The sequence below is a fragment of the Rahnella sp. CG8 genome (assembly GCF_023701875.1).
Taxonomy (GTDB): domain Bacteria; phylum Pseudomonadota; class Gammaproteobacteria; order Enterobacterales; family Enterobacteriaceae; genus Rahnella; species Rahnella aceris.
Genome location: NZ_JABAED010000006.1, coordinates 204,369 through 219,514, shown reverse-complemented (window position 1 = coordinate 219,514; position 15,146 = coordinate 204,369). Strand labels below are relative to the sequence as shown.

12 protein-coding genes and 2 tRNA genes are annotated in these 15,146 nt (G+C 54.2%); 8 read left to right on the top strand and 6 right to left on the bottom strand.

Annotated features, from left to right (window positions below; all coding sequences use genetic code 11):
- The 3 genes from HGO41_RS08335 to HGO41_RS08325 all read right to left on the bottom strand — a co-directional run bounded on the left by HGO41_RS08335 (position 1) and on the right by HGO41_RS08325 (position 3,788).
- A complete protein-coding gene (locus tag HGO41_RS08335; RefSeq protein ID WP_013575002.1) occupies positions 1-990 on the bottom strand; it encodes an ABC transporter permease in 990 nt (329 codons plus the stop codon).
- On the bottom strand, positions 983-2,521 hold the full coding sequence (locus HGO41_RS08330; RefSeq protein WP_013575003.1) for a sugar ABC transporter ATP-binding protein: 1,539 nt from the start codon (positions 2,519-2,521) through the stop codon (positions 983-985). Before HGO41_RS08330 ends, HGO41_RS08335 begins: the two co-directional genes overlap by 8 nt.
- A 280-nt stretch (positions 2,522-2,801) precedes the next feature.
- Complete coding sequence (locus HGO41_RS08325; RefSeq protein ID WP_013575004.1) at positions 2,802-3,788, bottom strand: autoinducer 2 ABC transporter substrate-binding protein; 987 nt, start codon at positions 3,786-3,788, stop codon at positions 2,802-2,804.
- 816 nt (positions 3,789-4,604) lie between these two features.
- Here HGO41_RS08325 and HGO41_RS08320 point away from each other — a divergent pair.
- The 5 genes from HGO41_RS08320 to astE are packed head-to-tail and all read left to right on the top strand — an operon-like array spanning position 4,605 to position 10,757.
- Entirely contained in the window at positions 4,605-5,825 is a 1,221-nt protein-coding gene (locus HGO41_RS08320) for an aspartate aminotransferase family protein (RefSeq protein WP_015689662.1), read from the top strand.
- 28 nt (positions 5,826-5,853) lie between these two features.
- Positions 5,854-6,927 carry an arginine N-succinyltransferase gene (gene astA, locus HGO41_RS08315; protein WP_013575006.1) on the top strand — a complete coding sequence of 358 codons (1,074 nt, stop codon included), beginning with the start codon at positions 5,854-5,856 and terminating at the stop codon, positions 6,925-6,927.
- On the top strand, positions 6,924-8,402 hold the full coding sequence (astD, locus tag HGO41_RS08310) for a succinylglutamate-semialdehyde dehydrogenase (protein WP_250980951.1): 1,479 nt from the start codon (positions 6,924-6,926) through the stop codon (positions 8,400-8,402). Before astA ends, astD begins: the two co-directional genes overlap by 4 nt.
- Positions 8,403-8,412: 10 nt before the next feature.
- The gene (gene astB / locus HGO41_RS08305; RefSeq protein WP_250980950.1) at positions 8,413-9,756 is read left to right on the top strand and encodes an N-succinylarginine dihydrolase; all 1,344 of its coding nucleotides are present in this window, start codon (positions 8,413-8,415) and stop codon (positions 9,754-9,756) included.
- A 20-nt stretch (positions 9,757-9,776) separates the two neighbouring features.
- Entirely contained in the window at positions 9,777-10,757 is a 981-nt protein-coding gene (gene astE, locus HGO41_RS08300) for a succinylglutamate desuccinylase (RefSeq protein ID WP_126124762.1), read from the top strand.
- A gap of 246 nt (positions 10,758-11,003) precedes the next feature.
- Here the strand turns inward: astE and HGO41_RS08295 are convergent.
- From HGO41_RS08295 to HGO41_RS08285, 3 genes are all read right to left on the bottom strand, one after another.
- Positions 11,004-11,093, bottom strand: a tRNA-Ser gene (locus HGO41_RS08295).
- Positions 11,094-11,187: 94 nt separating this feature from the next.
- Positions 11,188-11,331: a hypothetical protein gene (locus HGO41_RS08290; RefSeq protein WP_153375011.1), complete on the bottom strand. Its 144-nt coding sequence runs from the start codon at positions 11,329-11,331 to the stop codon at positions 11,188-11,190.
- A tRNA-Ser gene (locus HGO41_RS08285) sits at positions 11,289-11,378 on the bottom strand. Before HGO41_RS08285 ends, HGO41_RS08290 begins: the two co-directional genes overlap by 43 nt.
- A 395-nt stretch (positions 11,379-11,773) precedes the next feature.
- Between HGO41_RS08285 and HGO41_RS08280 the strand changes: the two genes are divergently transcribed.
- The 3 genes from HGO41_RS08280 to HGO41_RS08270 all read left to right on the top strand — a co-directional run bounded on the left by HGO41_RS08280 (position 11,774) and on the right by HGO41_RS08270 (position 15,131).
- Positions 11,774-13,255, top strand: coding sequence for a peptide MFS transporter (locus HGO41_RS08280; protein WP_013575010.1), 1,482 nt, complete (start codon positions 11,774-11,776; stop codon positions 13,253-13,255).
- A 125-nt stretch (positions 13,256-13,380) separates the two neighbouring features.
- Positions 13,381-14,322: a glyoxylate/hydroxypyruvate reductase GhrA gene (gene ghrA / locus HGO41_RS08275; RefSeq protein ID WP_112151799.1), complete on the top strand. Its 942-nt coding sequence runs from the start codon at positions 13,381-13,383 to the stop codon at positions 14,320-14,322.
- Between the two features lie 68 nt (positions 14,323-14,390).
- Positions 14,391-15,131 carry a phosphatase gene (locus HGO41_RS08270; protein ID WP_013575012.1) on the top strand — a complete coding sequence of 247 codons (741 nt, stop codon included), beginning with the start codon at positions 14,391-14,393 and terminating at the stop codon, positions 15,129-15,131.
- Positions 15,132-15,146 lie beyond the last annotated feature (15 nt).

Below are 15,146 nucleotides of genomic sequence, written 5' to 3'. Positions count from 1 at the left end.
TCACATCCCCTTTGCCAGTTTGCGTTTTTCATTCCACGCGGTGCTGCTGATGCTGACCAGAATGATTACGCCGCTGAAAACCTGATGCCAGTAAGACGAAATACTCAGCAGTGTCAGACCGTTTTGCAGGAAGGCCAGCAGCATCACACCGAGAATGGTGCCGGTGAGCGAGCCGCGTCCGCCGGTCATGCTGGTGCCGCCTAAGACCACCGCCGCCAGTACCGTCAGCTCATAACCGAGCAGTGAGTTAGGTGCCACCGACTGCGTAATTTGTGCCTGCACCACGGCGGCGATACCCGCCAGCAATCCCATAAAACCGTAGACGTAAAAATGTAGCCGCAGGATGTTCAGACCGAGACGCGACGCGGCGTCACGGTTGCTGCCCATCGCGTAAATCTGACGTCCCACGCGGGTGCGGTTCATCAGCACGCCGGTGGCGATAATCACGCCCAGCAGGCTGAGCAGCGGCAGCGTCAGGCCATAGTCATAGCCATCGGCAGCGGTAAAAGAGAACCAGTTAATGCCGTTCATAAACCAGTCAGGGAAACCGTACAGCCAGGTGCCGTTGGTCAGATACACCAGCAAACCGTAGAACAGGTTCAGCGTGGCGATGGTGATAATAATGGCCGGAACGCGCAGCCAGTAAACCAGAAAACCGTTCACCAGCCCGAGTAACAAACCGGTACCCATCGACATGGCAAACGCCAGCGGAAAGCTGCCGCCATGATGAATGATGTAACTCGCCATCACGTACTGACCGATGGAGGTGACGGCCGGGAAGGAGATGTCGATGCCACCGGCGATCAGCACCACAAACAGGCCACAGGCCAGAATACCGAGAATGGCGTAACTGGTGGCGACATCGGTCAGGTTGCCAAGCGTCATAAATTCACTGGTGCTGACACTCAGGCCAATCACCAGCAGCAGAACCAGTAATCCCAGCCAGAATTCGTGCTGAGAAAACAGTTTCGAGAGAGATTTATTATCCATTGATCGCCTCCGCAATTTGCGCTTCGCTGCTCTGGTGTGGGGCGAATTCCGCCACCAGTTCGCCTTTGCGCATCACCAGCACGCGGTGACTGTTGTAATAAGCTTCCGGGATTTCATCGCAAATCATCAGCACCGCCATGCCGGACTCCGCCAGATCACGTGCGATGCGATAAATCCCTTCTTTGTTGGCGATATCGACACCCACCGTGGGGGAGTCGAGGATCAGGATATGTGGTTGCGTCGCCACCCATTTGGCGATAGCGATACGCTGCGCATTGCCGCCGGACAGGGTTTTCACTGGCAGGCCGCTGTCCGACACTTTAATGTTCAGATCACGGATCAGGTCTTTCACCACTGACGCCGCTTTGCGGTGATCCATCAGCCCTGCGCGGGTGTGCAACTTGTCGAAAATCGACACCAGCGTGTTGTCGTAAATGGATTGCTCCATGATCAACCCTTGTGTCAGACGGTCTTCCGACACATAAGCAATACCGTGGCGGATAGCATCGCGGTTGCTGCGGAATTTTACCGCATTGCCGTTAACGCGGATTTCCCCGCTGTCCGGCTGGCTCATGCCAAACAGGCTCAGACACAGCTCCGTTCGCCCTGAACCGAGCAGACCGATAATCGAGGTGATCTCGCCCTGACGCAGCGACAGCGAAATATCCTGATACTGACCTTTGCGGCTCAGGCGGCGGACTTCCAGCAGCGGCGTCACGTCTGCGGGCGCACGGTGCGGCAGATGACTGTAGGTAAAACGCTGTCCGGTCATCAGGAAGGCCAGCTCATTGCTGTCGAGTTCGCTGGCCGGATAGGTGCCGACCAGTTTGCCGTCACGCATCACGCTGATACGGTCAGCGACTTCCATCACTTCATCAAGACGGTGGCTGACAAATACCACGCAAATACCGGCGGCTTTCAGCTCATTCACCACCCGCAGCAGACCGTTTACTTCGGTGCGGGTCAGTGAGGCGGTTGGTTCATCCATGATAACCAGACTGGCGTCAGCGGCGATTGCGCGGCATATTGCCACTAACTGACGGTCTGCGATCGACAGCTTTTCGACTTTACGATCCGGATCCAGAGAGACGCCGACGCGTTGCATCGCCGCGACCGCTTTTTTGCGCATTGCCTCGCGATGTACCCAGAAATCGCCGCCCGGTAAATAACGGTGAATAGCGATATTTTCAGCCACCGATAAATTCGGGAATAAAGATAAATCCTGATAAATAACCTGAATGCCGTAATAAGAAGAAAGTTGTGGCGTCAGGGTATGAAATAATTTCCCGTCGAGGGTAATCGCCGCCCCTTTTTCCGGCTGATAGACCCCGGAAATGACTTTAATAATGGTGCTCTTGCCGCAGCCATTCTGACCCGCGAGGCAATGCACTTCGCCTTTATTCAGCGTCAGGCTGACATTATCCAGCGCTAATACGCCGGGGAATTTTTTACTGATTTTTTCGAGGCTGATAAAGGCCTCAGCAGGGGCAGGGGACGTGCGCGAACTGGACGACGGAGTGAGAGTATTCATCACATTATCCTTACAACATACCCTTCATACTTCGCGCTGTGGATGCGTTGACTGCACTCGCTCACCCGAATCACTTACTTATGTAAGCTCATCGGGATTCACTCATTTGCCGCCTTCCCACAACTCGAATTATTTAGGGTATAAGTTTTCAATGTCTGATTAGAAATTCAGATACGGCACAGCAAACATCGCCGTATCTGTTTCTATTTGCCTGGTGTGGCGCTGGAGATAAATTTATCTCCGGTAAATATCCGGTAAATAAAAGCATTAAAAAGTTAAATCAGAAGCCAAGTGATTTCGCATTCTCTGGTGTGACTTCCAGAATTTTATTAAAGCGGATCACATGCTTATCCATATCCACATCAGCTTTGCCCAGCCCGTCAATGCTCAGATCTTTAGTCACTTCTTTACCCTGCAACATCTGGTCAGCAACGGTGACTAAGGCGTAACCGGCATCTTTCGGATCCCACAACAGCACTTTCTTAATATCGCCACGCATCAGATAGGGCGCGGCCTGAGCTGGCATAGCGATACCGACAACGGCAATTTTATTTTTCGCACGTTTCTGCTGAACGGCCTGACCGGCACCGATCGGGCCGAGCGAACCGAAACCGATAATCCCTTTCAGGTCAGGGTAGGTTTTCATTAAATCGAGCGTCGTGGAGTAAGACTTATCGATGTTTTCTGCGACCGGCAGGCGTGAAGTGACTTCATGCATGTCCGGGTATTTTTCTTTCTGATATTTAATGGCGGCATCAGCCCATGCGTTATGCAATGGCACGGTCAGGGAACCGACATAAATCGCATAACCGCCTTTGCCGCCCATATCTTTCGCCAGCTCGTCCATATTGGCTTCGGCATATTTCTGGCTGTCGATGGTTTCGATATCCCACTGACCAATCTGCTGATCGGGAGATTCATGTGTTAACACCACGATGCCCTGATCACGGGCTTTTTTCAGCACCGGCTCCAGCACTTTGGCGTCGTTCGGTACCACGATAATGGCGTCGACTTTTTTGGCGATCAAATCTTCAATCACTTTGACCTGCTGTGCCGGATCCGGCGTGGATGCGCCTACCTGATAGGCGTTGACATCCAGTTTCTGCGCGGCTTCTTTTACGCCGACTTCCATGCGGGTGAACCAGGGAATACCGGTGACTTTAGCGACGACGGCAATGTCATAGGGTTTGGCGGCGAACGACGGTGTTGTGAATAACATGCATGCTGAAACCACACATGCACTGACTAATGCGAGGTTAAATTTCATGTCTGTACCTTTCTTATGAGGTTCTGTTTTGGTGTAGGGAACGGGTGGTGGTTATTTATTCCACATTCAGAGATTAACTTAAGGGGAAAGCTGTTTTCGCGTGGTCGTGAACGGAATGTGATCAAAGCCCTAAAATGTTAAATTAAGTGGTTTTATATGTAAAAATTAAGTTAATTAAAAATATAAAAACCATCATAGCCTGGGATTTGATAAATGTTACCGATAACAATTAAACAAAAAAATACCTAATATTTAACAATTAAGAAACATGAGAAAGTAATAACGGTCTTTTTCCTGAAAGAAAGACCGCGTGGTTTTTTTTATTTGCACAGACTGTGAGCAGCGTCACGGGACGCGGGTGCGCCAAAATCGTGCGCTGTTGCACCTTTATCTGGCATTGCTCTGCATTGAAGCGCGGGTGATCCGCGCCGGATCACAATCCTGCATAAAACATTCCACCCGAAATCAAAACATTTCCCTGCATACTCATTCTTGTGCCCTCGTTGCTGCAAAAGGGGATTTTTTCTTTTATTCATTTTTTATGCAATTAAAGTGAATAACAGGCGATATTAAGTGGTTGTTTTTTCTCGATGTCATTTTTTTTATTCACTTTTTTCCTTTGCTGGCATGAAGACTGCAATCTATGATGAGACTGAGTGAAATTATTTGTTAACTTTTAAATAACAAATTAGTAACTGCCATTTCTCGCCAGCGCGATTGCCCGCTAAATGTGCAAAAACATCGGAACCCGGTGCACTTCCTGTCTGTATGGGGGACGGGGGTGTGCACCCTGAAATCAGCGAAAAAGAGGTTTATATGGAACACCAACAGCAACCACAAAACGTCAGCCGCCAGAACTTTGATGACTGGATGGTGCCGGTTTATGCCCCGGCGGCGTTTATTCCTGTGCGTGGCGAAGGATCCTGGCTGTGGGATCAGACGGGTAAAGATTATGTCGATTTCGCAGGCGGGATTGCCGTGAATGCGCTGGGACATGCGCATCCGGAAATTCGTAAAACCTTGCATGAACAGGCGGATAAAGTCTGGCATCTGGGCAACGGCTACACCAACGAACCGGTGCTGCGTCTGGCGAAGCAACTGATCGACGCCACCTTTGCGGACAAAGTGTTTTTCTGTAACTCCGGCGCGGAAGCCAACGAAGCGGCGCTGAAACTGGCCAGGTTGTACGGTAATAAATCCGGCGGCGAAAAGAATGAAATCATCGCCTTCAAAAACGCGTTTCATGGCCGCACGCTGTTTACGGTGACGACCGGCGGTCAGCCGAAATATTCAGAAGATTTTGCGCCTTTACCGCAGGCGATTACCCATCTGCCGTTTAACGATCTGGCCGCCGTTGCCAGCCAGATTTCTTCCCGCACCTGTGCCGTGATTGTCGAACCGATCCAGGGCGAAGGCGGTGTGGTACCGGCAGAGGCCGGTTTCCTGCAAGGTCTGCGTGAGCTGTGTGACAAACATCAGGCTGTGCTGATTTTCGATGAAGTACAGACCGGCGTCGGGCGTACCGGCGAGCTGTATGCGTATCAGCATTACGGCGTGGTGCCGGACATTCTGACCAGCGCCAAAGCGCTGGGCGGCGGTTTCCCGATTGGCGCGATGCTGACCACTGACCGCTATGCTGCGTTATTCCAGCCGGGCACGCACGGCACCACTTACGGCGGTAACCCGCTGGCGACGGCGGTGGCGGGCAAAGTCTTCGAGCTGATTAACACGCCGGAAGTGTTGTCCGGTGTGCAAAAGCGTCATCAGTGGTTTGCCGATGGTCTGAAACGCATCAATGACCGTTATAAGGTGTTCAGCGAAGTGCGCGGGCAGGGGCTGCTGATCGGCGCTGTGATGAGTGAACGGTATAAAGATCAGGCCAAACAGCTGAACACGCTGGCGGCAGAAGAAGGACTGATCGCCCTGATTGCCGGGCCAAATGTACTGCGCTTTGCGCCATCACTGATTATTCCGGGCGCGGATATTGAAGAAGGGCTGAACCGCCTTGAGCGGGCTGTCGCGCGCCTGTGCGTGTGATTCTTTGGGTTAAATGAGGTAGCGCATCATGATGTTGATTCGACCTGTGCGGCCCGGCGATCTCGCCGATATCCTGCAGTTGTCAGGCAAAACCGGCATCGGTTTAACGTCTTTGCCCAAGGATGAAGCGCATTTACGCGGGCGCATTGAGCGCTCAGTGGCGACCTGGGAAGGTCGCCTGGAAAAAGGCGAACAGGGCTATCTGTTCGTGCTCGAAGACACCGAACAGCAAAAAGTTGTCGGCGTCAGCGCTATTGAAGTGGCGGTCGGGCTGAGTGAGCCGTGGTACAACTTCCGCCTCGGCACGCTGGTGCACGCCTCCAAAAGCCTGAATATTTATAAGCCGGTGCCGACGCTGTTTCTGAGTAACGATCACACCGGTTATACCGAACTTTGCACGCTGTTCCTCGATCCGGACTGCCGTCACGGCAAAAACGGGCAGCTGTTGTCGAAGGTCCGTTTCCTGTTTCTGGCGGCATTTCGTGAGTATTTCTCCCGCAAGGTAATTGCGGAGATGCGCGGCATGTCTGACGACAGCGGCCATTCCCCGTTCTGGGACAGTGTCGGGCGTCATTTTTTTGGTATGGAATTCGCCGAAGCTGACCGTCTGACCGGCATGGGACAGAAATCCTTTATTGCCGAACTGATGCCAAAGCATCCTTTATATACCGAATTGCTCAGCCATGAGGCCCGTGAAGTGATCGGCGAAGTGCATCCGCAAACCGCCCCGGCGCGTGCCGTACTTGAAGGTGAAGGGCTGCGTTACGAAGGTTATGTGGATATCTTCGATGCCGGTCCGACGCTCGAAGGTGAAATCGATCAGTTACGCGCCGTCAAAGAAAGCCGTCTGTTGCCAGTGCGGCTGGCGGAACACCGCAGCGGTCGTGATGAGCCGCTGTACCTGGTGGCCAACGAGCAATATCAGCATTTCCGCGCCCTGCTGGTGCCGGGCGGAGATTCAGCAGATTCGCTGACGCTTAATTCCCGCGAGGCTGACATGCTTGGCCTGCGCGAGGGCGATACCCTGCGCGCCGTGGCGCTTTTCCCCGGCGATAAACCGGCTCCTGCAACCCCTATTCTCAAAAAGGAAAGTCTCGCATGATGCAACCTGCACTTTTTATTCAGGGCCAGTGGCGCGGCGGACAAGGCGCGCAACTGAACAAAACCAATCCGGCAGATAATACGTTGTTGTGGTCGGCACTGAGCGCCAATGCGGAAGATGTCGATGCTGCCTGTACAGCCGCCCGCACGGCATTTCCCGCCTGGGCACGTAAAACCGTGGCCGAACGCGCCGAAGTGATTCAACGTTTTGCGGATTTACTGACGGAACATAAAGCACGGCTGGCGGAAATTATCAGTCTGGAAACCAGCAAACCACGCTGGGAAACGCTGACCGAGATTCAGGCGATGATCGGCAAGGTGTCGATTTCACTGGAAGCCAACCAGCAACGCACTGGCGAGAAACACACCGCCATGCCCGACGGTGAAGCCGTGCTGCGCCACCGGCCGCATGGCGTGCTGGCGGTTTTTGGTCCGTATAATTTCCCCGGACATCTGCCGAACGGCCATATCGTTCCGGCCTTGCTGGCGGGCAACACGCTGGTCTTCAAACCGAGCGAACTGACGCCTAAGACCGCCGAAGAAACCGTGAAGTTGTGGCAACAGGCGGGACTGCCGGAAGGCGTACTGAATCTGGTACAAGGCGGTCGCAGCACCGGTGAGGCGCTGGCAGCGTGCGGCAATATCGACGGGTTGCTGTTTACCGGCAGCGCGGGCACCGGCTATCAGTTGCACCGCCAGCTCGCCGGTCAGCCTGAAAAAATTCTGGCGCTGGAAATGGGCGGCAACAACGCGCTGATTGTCGAGCCGGTAGAAGATATTGATGCAGCAGTTAATCTGACTATTCAGTCGGCGTTTATTTCTGCCGGACAGCGTTGTACCTGTGCGCGCCGTCTGCTGGTGAAAGAGGGCGCGGCAGGTGATGCATTAATCGCGCGTTTGCTCGATGTCACCATGCAACTGCGCGTGGGCGGCTGGAATGATGATCCGCAGCCGTTTATGGGCGGTGTGATTTCTGACGTGGCGGCACGCAATATGCTCAAAGCACAGGACGAACTGCTGGCGCTGGGCGGTAAACCTCTGCTGTTGCTGACGCGCCCGGATCCGCTCAATACCCTGCTGACACCGGGGATTATCGATCTGACCGGTGTGGCGGGCATTCCCGATGAAGAATACTTCGGCCCGTTGCTGAGCATTTACCGTTACAGCGATTTCGATAATGCCGTCGCCCTCGCCAATCAGACCCGTTTCGGGCTGGCCACCGGGCTTATCTCTGCTGAGCGCTCTCAGTTTGAGCAGCTATTATTGGAAGCAAGGGCGGGCATTGTGAACTGGAACAAACCGCTGACTGGCGCATCGAGCAACGCGCCTTTTGGTGGCATCGGTGCTTCAGGCAATCACCGCCCAAGTGCTTATTATGCGGCGGATTATTGTGCCTGGCCGATGGCCTCGCTGGAAACAGACAAGCTGGAACTCCCTGCGACGCTGTCGCCTGGTATTGATTTCCGTACAACCTGAGGAGACAGCAATGTCTGGATGTGAAGCAAATTTTGACGGCTTAGTCGGGCCGACGCACCATTACGCGGGGCTGTCGTTTGGCAATGAAGCTTCGACTAAAAACCAGAATGCGGTGGCGAACCCGCGTCTGGCGGCAAAACAGGGCTTGCTGAAAATGAAATCGCTGGCCGATCTCGGTTTTGCACAGGGGATTTTGCCGCCGCATGAACGTCCGCATCTGAGCACATTGCGCAAAATGGGTTTTGGTGGCAGCGATCGCGAAGTGCTGACTAAAGCGCAGGCTTATTCGCCGCGTTTGCTGTCGTCACTGAGTTCGGCGTCTTCCATGTGGGTGGCGAATGCGGCCACGGTGTCGCCTTCGGCAGACAGCGCAGACGGGCGTGTGCATTTCACGGTTGCCAACCTGAATAATAAATTTCACCGGGCCATTGAGGCAGAAACCACATCTGCCATTTTACGCGCGACCTTCCATGCCGATAAATATTTTGCCCATCACGATGCGCTGCCGCAGGTGGCGGCGCTGGGGGATGAGGGCGCGGCGAATCATAACCGGTTATGCGGTGAGTACGATAAACCCGGCGTACAGGTGTTTGTTTACGGACGCGACGGGCTGGCGACCGGCGACAACGAACCGGTGCGTTATCCGGCACGTCAGACCCGTTTAGCCAGTGATGCCGTAGCGCGTTTGCATCAGCTTGATGAAAAGCGCACGGTGTTTATTCAGCAAAATCCGCAAGCCATCGACAGCGGCGTTTTTCATAACGACGTCATTTCTGTCAGCAACGGCAACGTGCTTTTCCATCACGAGCAGGCGTTTGTGAATTCAGGCAAAGCGCTGGAGGAAATTCGTCGCAAAATGGCGGCGCTTGAGCTGGATTTCCACCCGATTGAAGTGCCGCAGTCAAAAGTGTCTCTCGACGATGCGGTCGCGACGTATCTGTTTAACAGCCAGCTCCTGACCAAATCCGACGGCAAAATGATGCTGGTGGTGCCGGAAGAGTCCCGCCAGCATACCGGCGTCTGGGCGTATCTTTCAGCACTGAAAGACAGCGGTGGCCCGGTTGATCAGATTGAAGTGTTTGATCTGCGTGAAAGCATGCGCAACGGCGGTGGCCCGGCGTGTTTGCGCCTGCGTGTCGCGCTCAACCGCAACGAACTTAATGCAATCAATGTGGCTTCGCTGATGAGTGACAGCCAGTTCACGCGGCTCAATACCTGGGTGGACACGCATTATCGTGACCGGATGCAGGCCAAAGATCTGGCCGATCCACAGCTTCTGACCGAAGTGCGTACTGCGCTCGACGAACTGACCAATATTCTCGGGCTGGGTGCGATTTATCCGTTCCAGCGCTGAGCCATCACAGGAGTGAATGTATGTTTGATTTACTGGCGACGACGCTTGCCGGTGATGCGGTGAAAGAACCTGCCGGACAAACCGAAACGCTGGACTGGCAATGGCGTGGTGAAGGCATTCTCGAGCTTTCACCGCGTCAGTCCTGTGAGGCGGCGGTGGTGATTTCCGCCGGTATTCACGGTAATGAAACTGCGCCGGTTGAACTGCTCAATCAACTGGTCAGCGAGTTGCTGTCAGGCGAAAGGCTGTTGCGGGTCCGGCTGCTGGTGTTACTGGGCAATCCGCCGTCAATGCGTGTCAATAAGCGGTTTGTGGAGGCTGACATGAACCGCATGTTCGGCGGGCGTCATGCGCGTTATACACCGAATGATGAAACCCGCCGGGCGCAGGAACTCGAACAGGTGATGGCGTTGTTTTACCGCAGTGCCACGGCGGCGGGAACCACGCAGCGATTCCACTATGATTTGCACACGGCGATCCGCGGATCAAAACACGTGCGCTTCGGGCTGCTGCCTTTACAAAATCGTCCGAAAAGCGAAGCGATGCTCGCCTGGCTCGACGCCGCCGGGCTGGATGCGCTGGTGCATCACCGATCGCCGGGCGGTACTTTTACGCATTTCAGCAGCGATGTTTTTCAGGCCGACAGTTGCACGCTGGAACTGGGCAAAGCGCTGCCGTTCGGCAGTAACGATCACGCGCAGTTCACCGGTATCCGCCGCGCGCTGCAAACGCTGGTGAGTGGCGAACCGATGCCTGCCCGTGACGCCGCCGCGCCGCTGGTGCATTACCGTGTGGTGCAGGATGTGATCCGGTCACAGGAAGATTTCGAGTTATTTGTCCCGGCAGATGCCCTGAATTTTACAGCGTTCAGGCAGGGGTTTGTCATTGCTAAAGAAAGCGGTAAAACCTACAAGGTTGAAGCAGAGGAAGAAGTCGTGTTATTCCCGAATCCGAATGTGGCGCTGGGGTTAAGGGCAGGGCTGATGCTGATGAAAATCTGATGAGTAAAAGCACCGCAGTAGCTGCAAAACCCCCTCCCAACCTCCCCCTTCGCAGGGGGAGGAGCAAGGCAAAAACCCGCTTACGGTGCGCGCAGAGTAGAACGCGATCAGCTCCCTCCCCTGCGAAGGGGAGGGTCGGGGTGGGGTATTAATGGCATCTCAGCCGCAACTCATTCCCTTTATCGGGATGCGTTGCACCAAAAGAAAAAGGGTCCTGATTTTCATCAGGACCCTTTTTCTTTAATTTGGCGGTGAGAGAGGGGTTCGAACCCTCGATACGATTTCTCGTATACACACTTTCCAGGCGTGCTCCTTCAGCCACTCAGACACCTCACCGTGTTCGTTACAGCGCGCACGTTGCAACGGGGCGCTACTATAGGGAGACCGCCGCGAAGGGTCAAGAAAATTTTCAGCGTTTTGTGTCAGGCGCTCAGAGTCTGTTCGCCGGGAGAATGCCGTGGCTGGCGGATTTTGAAAGCGCCCAAAAACAAAAAAGGCTCTGATTTTCATCAGAACCTTTTTTGTTTAATGTGGTGGAGAGAGAGGGGTTCGAACCCTCGATACGATTGCTCATATACACACTTTCCAGGCGTGCTCCTTCAGCCACTCAGACACCTCTCCAGTCGTCGGCTGCACCGCAGTGCTGCTGACCGGCGCTAATGTAGGGAAAAGTCGCCTCACCGTCAACACTCTTTTGCAGGTTCCATGCCGTTTAGACAAACTTAGAGCAATCTGATGATTTAAAGAGCAAAAAATGCGTTAAGGATGAACAGCCGGTATCTGGTTGCAGGGCGTGATTAAAATTGCTTATCAGAATGCATAAATAAGTAGAATTTTTGCATGAAAGCACAATTATCCCGCAAACACTTTTTGTTACGGCTAAATAGCAAGATATGTTGTGGTAATCATTCAGGGTAGCGGTATAACAATGCACTCTGAAAAAATGCTTCGCATAAGAACTGTACAAGTCATCCTTTGAAGCAGGGTTATTTATCACATAAGGGCAGGGGTTATTCTTGAGTCAGTCAAATAACGCGACCGCGTCGCAACACCGGACGGCAATTCCTGCCGGAGCGGGCACATTATTCTTCGTTCAGACATTCGCAACGCTCGGCTTTGCGGTGCTGTATTCCACGCTGGTCCTGTACGCCACCAAAAAACTCGGTTTCAGTGAAGATAACGCCAACGCCATCATGGGCGTGTTCGGCGCATTCAACTACGGGCTGCATATGTTCGGCGGCTACCTTGGCGGGCGTTATCTCAGCAACCGTAATCTGTTCGTGCTCGGCATGGTGTTGCAGGTCTTTGGCTGTGCGCTGATTGCGCTGGAAGGTGTGACCGGGTTGTACTGGGGATTAGCCATGTTCCTGACCGGCAGCGGACTGAATGTGACCTGTCTGAATATGATGCTGACCCAGCGTTTTGCACCGGACGATGACCGCCGTGAATCGGCCTTCCTGTGGAATTATGCCGGGATGAATCTGGGCTTCTTTATAGGCTTTGCGGTCGCCGGTTATTTCCAGCTCAGTGAAAACTACCGCGCGCTGTTCCTGTTCGCCACGTTAGGGAATGTCGCGGCGATTGTGGTGACACTTTCCCGCTGGTCGATTCTGGCCGATATCAGCACGCCGCTGAAAGAGGCCAGCCGCAGCCAGTTACTGCGCCGGATGGCGGTCGGTATTGCCATCCTGATTGTACTGGTGCCGGTTATCCGCATGTTGCTGACCCACGCAGAATTCAGCAGTTATTTTGTGGTCGCGCTGGGCATTGTGATTTTCGCATTAATGGCGCTGGTCACTTTTCGCCATCGGGATGCGGATGAACGCCGCCGCATGAAGGCGTATCTGCTGCTGGCGCTGGGTTCGTTAGTTTTCTGGACACTGTATCAGCTGGCACCCATGGGGCTGATGCTGTTCTCTGAAAACAACATCAACCTGAATGTATATGGTATCCGCGTGGCACCGCAGTGGATCCAGAACATTAATACCGTGGTTATCGTGATCGGTGGGCCGCTGATGGCACTGTGGTTCAACCGCCTGCGTCAGCGCGGCTGGAACATCGATATTCCGGCGCAGTTCTCCGCATCCCTGTTCTGTATGGGGTTGGGCATGCTGGTGCTGCCGTTGGGTATTCATCTGGCGGGCGGCGACGGCCTGGTGGCGTTTAAATGGATTGCCCTCAGCTATCTGCTGCAAAGCATCGGCGAACTGCTGATTTCACCGATCGGTTACGCGATGATCGGTAAGCTGGCACCGCCGCGTTATCAGGGTGTGATGATGGGCTGCTGGATGATGGTCACCGGCGTGGCGTCGGTGCTGGCCAGTTACATTTCCGGGCTGATGCCGCAGAACGCGGGCAGTACGCCAGCGCTGACCAATCCGGGCTACAGTCAGGTGTTTAATGCGCTGGGCTGGGGTTCCGTTATCACGGGTGTGGTGCTGCTGGTGCTTATCCCGCTGCTGCGCCGGATGATCCACCGTGAGCCGGTTGCCGCCTGATTTATTCGCAGTCTCCGTCACTCACTTCACAAGCCCCGAACTCCGGGGCTTGTTCTTTTTTACGCCACAGGGTTGCATCCCGATGATATTCAGGGAAATCTATCTGTTCACAGGAGGCTTCCCCGATGAACATTATTTTTTACCACCCTACATCTGATGCAAAACCCTGGATTGACGGAATAACAAAAAGATTACCGCAGGCCAACGTGCGTGCGTGGAAGGCGAATGATCAGGACCCGGCGGATTACGCGCTGGTCTGGCGGCCACCGCATGCCATGCTCGCGCCGCGCACGATGCTGAAAGGTATTTTCGCGCTGGGGGCGGGAGTGGATGCCATCCTGACACAGGAACAGCGTCAGCCGGGCACATTGCCCGCCGGCGTACCGTTGCTGCGCCTGGAAGATACCGGCATGGCGTTGCAGATGCAGGAATATGCGCTGGCGACGGTATTACGTTATTTCCGCCGGATGGATGAATATCAGCTGTTCCAGCAACAAAAACAATGGCGCCCGCTTGCTCCGCACTCACGCAGTGAATTCATCATCGGTATTCTTGGTGCCGGTGTGCTCGGCAGCAGCGTGGCGAAAGCACTGGTGGATATGCAATTCACCGTGCGTAGCTGGAGTCGCAGCGCCAAGTCGCAGGAAGGCGTAGAGAGTTTCTATGGTGACGATCGGTTGGCGGCGTTTGCCAGCGGCTGCAAAGTGCTGATCAATCTGTTACCCAACACGCCGCATACCGCCGGTGTTCTCAATCATAAACTGTTCACAAATCTTTCGCATAATGCGTACCTGATTAACCTTGGTCGTGGCGGACATCTGGTGGAAGGCGATTTGCTGCGTGCGCTCGACAGCGGGCAGATTGCCGCTGCCACGCTCGACGTTTTCGTTGAAGAACCGTTGCCGGGCATGCACCCGTTCTGGTCGCATCCGCGGGTCAGCATCACGCCACACGTCGGTGCGGATACGTTGCCGGAGCAGGCGATGGACAGCATCGTGAGTAACATTCTGGCGATAGAGGCAGGGCGCGAGCCAACGGGACGTGTCGATCCCGGCCGGGGTTACTGATATTCATCTGCTAACATTATAAATGCTGCGGTTATGTTGCCGCAGCGGAATACTTTCAAGGAGAGTACATGCCTTACCCGGTTGATTTACATATGCATACCGTTGCCAGCACCCACGCCTACAGCACGTTACATGATTACATTGATGAAGCCGCCGAAAAGGGCATTAAGCTGTTTGCCATCACTGATCATGGTCCTGATATGGCTGATGCGCCGCACTACTGGCATTTTATGAATATGCGGGTCTGGCCGCGTCTGGTGAATGGCATCGGTATCCTGCGTGGCATCGAGTCGAATATTAAAAACATTCATGGTGATATCGACTGTACCGGCCCGATGCTCAAAGAAATCGACGTGATTATTGCCGGTTTCCATGAGCCGGTGATGCAGCCCGTCGATAAAGAAACCCATACCGCTGCGATGATTGCAGCGATGGCGGGGGGTGAAGTGCATATTATTTCGCACCCGGGCAACCCGAAATACCCGATTGATATTCCTGCTGTGGCGGCGGCTGCCGCGAAATATAACGTCGCGCTGGAGCTGAATAACTCATCGTTTATTCATTCACGTGCGGGCAGCGAGCCAAATTGCCGTGCGATTGCGCTGGCAGTAAAAGAAGCCGGTGGCTGGCTGGCGCTGGGGTCAGATTCGCACATCGCTTATTCACTCGGGGGCTTTGAACATTGCGAACGTATCCTGCGTGAAATTGATTTTCCGCAAGACCGTATTCTTAATGTCAGCCCGCGTCGTTTCCTCGATTTTCTCGAGGCCCGGGGTCGCGCGCCCATTGCTGAATTAAGCGAACTGTGACATTGTCGCGACCAA

What these genes read in the sequence shown, in the direction of transcription:
- astD (WP_250980951.1), top strand. Translation starts at nt 6,924, where the DNA reads ATGATGCAACCTGCACTTTTTATTCAGGGCCAGTGGCGCGGCGGACAA.
- HGO41_RS08270 (WP_013575012.1), top strand. Translation starts at nt 14,391, where the DNA reads ATGCCTTACCCGGTTGATTTACATATGCATACCGTTGCCAGCACCCAC.
- HGO41_RS08335 (WP_013575002.1), bottom strand. Translation starts at nt 990, where the DNA reads ATGGATAATAAATCTCTCTCGAAACTGTTTTCTCAGCACGAATTCTGG.
- astA (WP_013575006.1), top strand. Translation starts at nt 5,854, where the DNA reads ATGATGTTGATTCGACCTGTGCGGCCCGGCGATCTCGCCGATATCCTG.
- astE (WP_126124762.1), top strand. Translation starts at nt 9,777, where the DNA reads ATGTTTGATTTACTGGCGACGACGCTTGCCGGTGATGCGGTGAAAGAA.
- HGO41_RS08330 (WP_013575003.1), bottom strand. Translation starts at nt 2,521, where the DNA reads ATGAATACTCTCACTCCGTCGTCCAGTTCGCGCACGTCCCCTGCCCCT.
- ghrA (WP_112151799.1), top strand. Translation starts at nt 13,381, where the DNA reads ATGAACATTATTTTTTACCACCCTACATCTGATGCAAAACCCTGGATT.
- HGO41_RS08290 (WP_153375011.1), bottom strand. Translation starts at nt 11,331, where the DNA reads ATGAGCAATCGTATCGAGGGTTCGAACCCCTCTCTCTCCACCACATTA.
- HGO41_RS08325 (WP_013575004.1), bottom strand. Translation starts at nt 3,788, where the DNA reads ATGAAATTTAACCTCGCATTAGTCAGTGCATGTGTGGTTTCAGCATGC.
- astB (WP_250980950.1), top strand. Translation starts at nt 8,413, where the DNA reads ATGTCTGGATGTGAAGCAAATTTTGACGGCTTAGTCGGGCCGACGCAC.
- HGO41_RS08320 (WP_015689662.1), top strand. Translation starts at nt 4,605, where the DNA reads ATGGAACACCAACAGCAACCACAAAACGTCAGCCGCCAGAACTTTGAT.